This is a genomic window from Actinosynnema sp. ALI-1.44 (genome assembly GCF_001984155.1).
Taxonomy (GTDB): domain Bacteria; phylum Actinomycetota; class Actinomycetes; order Mycobacteriales; family Pseudonocardiaceae; genus Kibdelosporangium.
Map to the genome: position 1 here is coordinate 1 of NZ_MTQO01000012.1, position 6,956 is coordinate 6,956.

4 protein-coding genes and 2 pseudogenes are annotated in these 6,956 nt (G+C 67.1%); 3 read left to right on the forward strand and 3 right to left on the reverse strand.

The window, feature by feature from the left end:
• On the reverse strand, positions 1-1,092 hold a 1,092-nt coding region (locus ALI144C_RS00095), incomplete at its 3' end, for an Nramp family divalent metal transporter (protein ID WP_441297519.1).
• A gap of 112 nt (positions 1,093-1,204) precedes the next feature.
• Positions 1,205-2,170, reverse strand: coding sequence for a ferritin-like domain-containing protein (locus tag ALI144C_RS00100; protein ID WP_076984919.1), 966 nt, complete (start codon positions 2,168-2,170; stop codon positions 1,205-1,207).
• Positions 2,171-3,432: 1,262 nt separating this feature from the next.
• Here ALI144C_RS00100 and ALI144C_RS00105 point away from each other — a divergent pair.
• Both ALI144C_RS00105 and ALI144C_RS00110 read left to right on the forward strand, forming a co-directional pair.
• Positions 3,433-4,392 carry a hypothetical protein gene (locus tag ALI144C_RS00105; RefSeq protein ID WP_076984913.1) on the forward strand — a complete coding sequence of 320 codons (960 nt, stop codon included), beginning with the start codon at positions 3,433-3,435 and terminating at the stop codon, positions 4,390-4,392.
• Between the two features lie 64 nt (positions 4,393-4,456).
• The gene (locus ALI144C_RS00110) at positions 4,457-5,659 is read left to right on the forward strand and encodes a hypothetical protein (protein ID WP_143230283.1); all 1,203 of its coding nucleotides are present in this window, start codon (positions 4,457-4,459) and stop codon (positions 5,657-5,659) included.
• 60 nt (positions 5,660-5,719) lie between these two features.
• On the opposite strand, the pseudogene ALI144C_RS57070 reads toward ALI144C_RS00110, so the two are convergent.
• A pseudogene (locus tag ALI144C_RS57070) lies at positions 5,720-6,523 on the reverse strand (DUF4394 domain-containing protein).
• A 175-nt stretch (positions 6,524-6,698) separates the two neighbouring features.
• On the opposite strand from ALI144C_RS57070, the pseudogene ALI144C_RS56510 reads away from it, so the two are divergent.
• Positions 6,699-6,956: pseudogene (locus tag ALI144C_RS56510) on the forward strand (fasciclin domain-containing protein); the annotation flags it as partial.

A 6,956-nucleotide genomic window follows, 5' to 3' on the forward strand; every position in this document is an offset into this window, starting at 1 on the left:
TGACAGCACCACCTGCGAGATCACCAGCGCCCACGACGGATTCACGTTGAACGCCAGCAACGCGACAGCGGGCAGCAGTGTGAGCAACCGGCGGGCCAGCAACGGGATCCGCTTGCGCAGCAGCCCACCCATCACCACGGCACCGGCGTAGCACCCGACCGAGGTCGACGCCAGGCCGGAGGCCAGCAGTCCCACGGCGAACAGCAACGCGATGCCCCCGCCGAGGTGCTGCCCGATGGCGGCGCGCACACCGGAAAGCGAGTCCACGCCGTCGATCCCGGATAGCGCACTCGCTGCGAGCAACAGCATCGCGAGGTTGACCGCGCCGGCGAACACCATGGCGACGCCGACGTCGTAGCGGGTCGCGTTGAGCAGGCGCCCCAGTCGGGGTCCGGTCTGGCGGCCGTGCCGGTCACGTGCCAGCGCGGAGTGCAGGTACACCGCGTGCGGCATCACGGTCGCACCCAGCATTCCCGCGGCCAGCAGGACGCTCTCCGACCCAGCGAACTGCGGCAGCAGCCCGCCGACCACGCCGGAGCCGGACGGCGGCGAGACGAAAAGCCCCGCGGCGAAACCGATCGCGATGATCAGCAGCAGTCCCGTGATGACCCGTTCGAACGGCCGTTGCCCGGCTCGGTCCTGCACCAGCAGCAGAACGGTGGACACCACGCCGGTGATCACGCCGCCGAGCAGCAGCGGGAGGTCGAACAGCAGGTTCAACGCGATCGCGCCGCCGAGCACCTCGGCCAGGTCGGTTGCCATCGCCACGACCTCCGCCTGTGCCCAGTAGGCCAGCCGGGTCGGGGTGGACAGCCGGTCCCGGACCGCCTCGGGCAGTGACAGTCCGGTGACCAGCCCGAGTTTCGCGGACAGGTACTGCACGAGCCCGGCCATCACGTTCGCCACGACGACCACCCACACCAGCAGGTAGCCGTAGGTGGCGCCCGCTGCGGTGTTGGTGGCCACGTTGCCGGGGTCGACGTAGGCGATCGCCGCGACGAACGCGGGCCCCAGGAGCGCGGCTCCGGCTCGGAAACGGGTGATCCTCGGTTTGATGGCACTGGCGAGCGACAACCGGACCTCCGACTTCAACCGAACCGATCCATCACACCCGAGTGGTGCGTCCCGTGGGGAAGGGCGTTACAAACGGGGTAGCGCGTGTGGTGGCACCTCAGCGAAGGTGCCACCGACGGTCTCGCGCGTGTTAGACGTTGTTGGCGCTGGTGTTGACTTCGCCGTTGACGCCCTTGGGGAAGAAGCCGCCGGAGGTGGCGGCTTTGTTGGTCAGGTAGACGATGTTGAGGACCTGGCCGGGGCTGCGGGAGTAGGCGATGCCGTTGGTGTCAGCGGGGACGATGTTGGCGCGACCTTGGCTGTCGATGACGCCTTGGTCGAGGTCGGTGGGTCCGTCGAGGTTGTCGCGGGCGTTGGACAGCTTGACTGAGGCTTCCCGAAGGTCGCGGCCCAGCAGACCGAGGCCGAGGATGCCGTCGCTGTGGTTGTAGAGCGCGGTGCGGATGTTGGCCGCGTGGTAGGCCTCCACAGCGAGGATGCCCGCGGCGGCTTCGAGATACGTTTTGTTCGTGATTAGGGGCGCGGCGCCCTCGTAGGCGGTGACGCCGACGTCCTCGAACAGGTACGCGGCGAGTAGGAAGTTCTCCTCGCAGGCGAACGCGTCGAAGCTGCGACCGGGTTTGACCAGACCGGCGGCCTGCGCGGCGGCGGTGAAGCTGCTTTGCAGATCGATCGCCGGACGGCTGACGGCGGCGTTCCCGAGCGCTGCACGCAGGAAACCCACGTGGGCTTTCTCGTCGCCGGCGATTTCCTGGGCGTACTGGCGTGCGGCTTTGGTTTTGAACCGGACGGCACGGCCGCCGGTGACGCCACCGCGGGTGCCGGTGCCGGTGGTCATCGAGTCGGCCAAGCCCTTGCCGGTGACCGCGTGCAGGTAGAACTCGGCTTCCAGGTACTCGAGGTTGAGGGCGAAATTGAGCACCGCGACGTCGCTGACCTCGGCTTGAGGTGCGGCGGTGGCGCTGGGTGCGGTCAGTGTGGTGGCGCCGACGAAGCCGAGGCCGGTGACGCCTGCGGCTTTGAGGAAGCGGCGTCGGTCCTGATCGTTCTCGGCACTGCGGTTGATCATTCGAGCGGCATAGCGTTTGCCAAACACGCAGGATCTCCTTCCCTCCCGTGCCTGCTCGATGGCAGCGCATCGGGCGTTTCCCGCCGCCATCGAGCACTCGGCACACGGGACCGATCTCATGGACCCCAGCCATTCGAAGCTGACGACGAGATGGTTTGGATCGATCACCGATTCTTCGGGCCGGGATCCTGCCGAGGCTTCATTCCTGGAGTACGGGTATTCCCATCGGGGAGTTGGCGTGTCGTCTTCGACATGCGCGCTGGAGCGTGGCGGGGACATCAGCAGCGCTCGTTTGGCCTGCAGGGCTGCCGTGATCGCGATCAGGCACAGCGCTGCGAGGAGCCAGAGGCCGACATCCACTGTGATCTGAGTGCCGACTTGCTCGCCGATTGTCGGTGAGTTGGCGGTGGTCTCGGCCAGTGTGGTCATGGCGATGGCGGCTGCGGCTCCGATGAGTGCGGCGACCGTGACGACGGTGAGGTGGACACTACGGGTGAGCCAGGTGCGTACCGAGGTGCGTCGGCTGAAGACGATCAGTCCGATCGCCGCGACGGCGAACAGGCCAGCGAGCACTGCGAGCAGCAGTCCGTAAGCCGGAAGAACACCGCTGGGTTTGCTCAGGGTGCCGAGGAGCATGGCGCCGTTGTCCGGACTGACGGTCCAGACTTCGCGGAAGCCGCTGCCGGACACAGCGCGGTTTCCCCAAAGTGTCGTGGCGGAGACGGCCTGCGGCGCGCTCTCCACGCCCACGATGGAGGTGAGCAAGAAGGTCGATTCGCTGACGTACAGGGCGAACCGGCGGTGAACAGGAGTACGGCGCCCGTCCATGCGCCCGCGTGCCGCAGACGCTGGTCCTGGTGTCGACTGGTTGCCGACGTCGTCATCACGTGGTCACGTCGTGGCGTCGGCGAGTGCTGCGTCGCGGGGTGCCTCTGTCGTCGGCCGGTTCGAGGTCGGCAGCATCGTCGCCGGGCTTCATGCGTACTCCTTTGTGGGATCACACCATGCCTGCTCGTCTTGCCCCATTCGGTGCACACGGTCATGTCGGATTGGTGGTGTCAGCCGCGCAGCGCGTCGAATACGCCAAGTCGTGACACCTGGCCCATTAGCGTGTTGGCTGTTTCATGTCAATCTTGTGTGCTCGTGTTTGAGTCGGCGGTGGGTGGGTATTTCAGCTCGTTCTTTGGGTTTTACTGGGAAACGAGTCAGATTTTCTTGGCTGGAACCCAATCCGCGTGCTTTCACCCTCCGAATCCCGGGTACCAAGTCGTCACCCGATCGGAGGGGAGGTGAAGTTCATGCGGGTGAAGATGACGGCAGGTGTTGCTGACGAAGTGACAGACCGTGACTTTCTTGTGCGGTTGGTCAGAGTTGTCGGCGGGCTTGTCGGATTTACCGCCGGATTGTTCGTGTTGGCGCTGCTCACGGCTGGACATGCGAACGCGGAGCAGTCCGGCGGAAGTCAGAAAGACCACGGCGCGTCGCCGCAAGGCTTGTTGGGCGCCGTCACGGACGGTGTCACTGGTGTGGTTCACGACGTGGTGTCCGAACCGGTCGCACCGGTCGTGCACGGCGTGGCCACACTGGCAGCGCCAGTCGTGCAACCAGTCGCTGACGTGGTCGCGCCGGTGATCCAGCCGGTTCTCACGCCGGCCACCGAGGCGGTGGCGCCAGTGCTGTTCGAACTCAAGCCGGTCACGGAACCGCTTGTGGGACCGGTGGTCCGCGCGGCGGATCCGGTGCTCAAGCCCGTCGCCGCGACCGATCCTGTGGTTCGCGCCGTGGCGGATCCCGTTCCGGCCAGTGATCCGCCGGGAACTGGTTCCCCGGGGACTGGACGGGTTGACCACTCGGACCTGCCCGTGCCCAGCGCGGTCACGGTGTCTCCGTCGTGGTCGACAGTGCCCGAAGATGCGCACGTCGTGCGAGCGACCGACAGCGCTGAAGTCGGCCGATTGCCGCGCGCTGATCGCGTCATCACTGAACACGCCGTGACCGCGGAGTCTGCGGGATCTACGGTGTGGTCAGGCAAGCCTGTGCCTGGTGCTCCGGTGTTGCCGCCGAGCGGTCCCGCTGCGACGGGCGCGCCTGGTGGTACGGCCCTCGCGCCGCACGGCCCGGGTGTCGATGGTTCTTCCGTGCACGGCGATGTTGTCCGTGCGTCGTTGTCCGGGTCGTGGCGGGTATCGCCCGGTGCGCTGATGGGGCCGTCGTGGTGGACGTCGTACGGCAGGCATCATCCGAGTTGATGGTCCTTGTTCCTCGCAACGCTGAAGATCTTCCCGTGAAGCGATGAAAGGGCAAGGAAAACTGATGCATAGGTATGTACGACGCGGCATCGTGGCCGCGGTGATGTCCGGCGGGTTCGTTCTGCTGGGGAACGCGGTCGCGAGCGCCGACACCGGTTCCGAGGGCCCCGTGGGCCTCGGCGGAGTGGTCAACACCGTGCTGGGCAGCTCCCACGCCGGTGACGGCGGCGACTCGGGCAAGGGCGGCAACGCCACGAGCTCGAACAAGGCCGTGACCGGCAACTCTGGGAACTCGGGCAACTCCGGTTCAACCGGTGGCAATTCGGCGTATGGCGTGTGCGTGCTCTCGCGCTGCGAGACGCACGTCAGCTCGGGCAACTCCGGAAACACCGGCTCCACCGGTGCGACCGGCAACGCCACGAACGCCAGCAACACCCAGGGCGGGAACTCGGGTTCAGCGGGCAACGGCGGCCACGCCGCGACCCAGGCGTCCAGAGACAACCACGCTGCCACTTCGAAGAGGCAGCACCACAGCGGCGGCTCGTCAACGACCGCCGGGAAGGCTGTGGCGGGCAACGGAGGCGACTCGGGCAAAGGTGGCAACGCCACGAGCTCGAACAAGGCCGTGACCGGTAACTCCGGGAACTCGGGCAACTCCGGTTCGACCGGTGGCAACTCCGCCTACAGCCTCTGTGTTCTCGCCCGGTGCGAGACCACGGTGACCTCCGGCGACTCGGGAGACACCGGCTCGACCGGTGCCACGGGTGACGCCACCAACATCAGCAACACACAGGGCGGAAACTCTGGCGCGGCTGGTAACGGCGGCAACGCGGCAGTGAAAGCTGCCAGCACCAATGGTGCACAGACGGCACGACACCACCGTGGATGGTCCAAGGTGGACAGCGTGACCGGCGGTAAGGCTGTTGCCGGTGACGGTGGCGATTCGGGCAAGGGCGGCAACGCGTCGAGCTCGAACAAGGCCGTGACCGGTAACTCGGGTGACTCCGGCAAGTCCGGTGCCACCGGCGGCAACACCGCCATCACCCGCTCCAGCGACCAGCACAGCTGGAAGCACAACGGCTGGAAGCACAACGGCGGCACCACGCACACCATGGTGACCTCCGGTGCGTCGGGTGACACCGGGTCGACCGGTGCCACCGGTGACGCCAGCAATGTCAGCCACACCCAGGGTGGCCACTCCGGCCCCGCCGGCAACGGCGGGCACGCGGTGACCGACGCGCACAGCATGAACCACGTGCGCGCCTGACAACCACATCACGAGCGGGCGGCACCAGAAGCTTCTGGTGCCGCCCGCTCGCGTGTGCGGTCAGCTGACGAAAGCCAGACCAACCACGTCGGTGAGCAACGGAGACGTCACCCGCGCCCGGCCGGAGGCGACGTCGATGCTGGCCAGCAGAGACAGGCCGTGCGCTCGCACCGCGGCCACGGCGCGGTAGTCCCGCGGGTTGTGAACACCAGCGCCGGCGGCGCCCTTGATGTCGAAGCCGTTGACCGCGCTGATGTTCAAGCCGAGACGGCCGATCGTGGTCACCTGCCCGGTGTTCGGAGACACCACGGGGGTCTCGCCGGGCAAACTGCCTTACTTGACCAGCGTGTCCTGCGCGGAATCCAGCCCATAGAGCGCTGTGGAGGTCGCGCCTGCGACGCTGTTGGTGTAGCCGGAAGCCGTGACCTTCGGGCTGCGACTGGTCGCGGGGTAGCTCAGTGGGGTGTCGGTGTCCGCGACGGCACCGGTGTCGGGGTGCAGCCGGAGGTTCTGCCCGGTGTCGGTGACCACGCGGATCCGGTCGACCGTCGGGTTGAAATCGAATCCGACCGCTGAGCCCTGCGGTGCGATGGGTGTGCCGACCGCGGTGGCGGCCGCGGTCTTGACGTCGGTCCGGTACAGCTGGCCTGAGCGGGACAACGCGTACAGGCCGCCGGTGGCCGGCCGGGTGTCCAGGCCGATCAGCTGGTCACCTTTGGTGACACCGGTGATCCGCTTGCTGGACTTGGGGATGAGCCGCAGCGTGGCGTCGTGCCGGCTGAGCACACCGCTCTGGCTCAGGACGAACACGTCGCCGCCGCTGTGTTTCGCGGGAGACGCCACAGCCGCCGTGCCGCCCAGCATGGTGGCCAGGACGCTCACGCCGAGGATCGGCGACCTGTACACAGTGGACCAAACACGGCGGTGGCCCCGATCGCCCGATCAGGTGACGCTCGAAAAGTTCCCCACTCCACCAATCCGCATCGATCTGCGGCGCGAATGACCGTCAGAGCTTTCCGATCCCAAGGAGAACACCATCATGCGTTTGCCACGTGCAGCTGCGGCCGTCATCGGTGGCTTCGCCCTGATGTCCATGGCCGCGTGCGGATCCAGCGACACGGGTGCGTCGACCGGCAACCAGCCGTCGCAGGCGCCGCCCACTTCTTCCGCGATGACCGCGCAGTTCGGTTCGGCGTGTGGTGCGGTGCCGAAGGACGGGCCGGGCAGCTTCGAAGGAATGGCGAAGGACCCGGTCGCGACCGCGGCGTCGAACAACCCGGTGTTGTCCACTCTGGTC